The 428-nt window shown below is 56.5% G+C and carries 1 protein-coding gene; it reads left to right on the top strand.

Annotation, left to right across the window (positions count from 1 at the left end):
* A partial coding sequence (locus AC0L3A_RS40970) for a transposase (RefSeq protein WP_473256612.1) occupies positions 1–428 on the top strand: 428 nt, incomplete at both ends.

The raw sequence follows: 428 nt of genomic DNA, 5'->3' as shown, positions 1-428 counted from the left end.
TGGTGCTTCTCCGGGACGAAAAAGACAACAGGATCCCCGGCGCCGCCCGCTTTGCCCTGATCCTATTTGCCGAACAGATTGAGCTGCTTACAACCCGCATAGAGAAGCTCGACAGGGAGATTTTGGTTGCCGTCAGACAGGACGCTGATGCAAGGCGTCTGATGAGCATGCCGGGCGTCGGTCCTCTCATCGCCGCTACCGTTCGAACATCGGTCTTGGATGCTCGCGATTTTGCGACTGCACGAGATTTTGCGGCTTGGACGGGGCTAACACCGAGGGCACAGTCGAGCGGCGGAAAAGAAAGGCTCGGCGCGATATCAAAGCGTGGAAATCGGCAACTACGGACGCTCTTGATCGTTGGTGCGACCTCTATCATCAAGCTTGCTAAACGAGGCTTGAAAGTCCCACTCTGGATTCGGACCATGCTG

This window comes from Bradyrhizobium sp. MI1.3 (genome assembly GCF_055811695.1).
The sequence above is the reverse complement of the archived record's forward strand: the minus strand, read 5'-3'. Positions and strand labels throughout refer to the sequence as shown.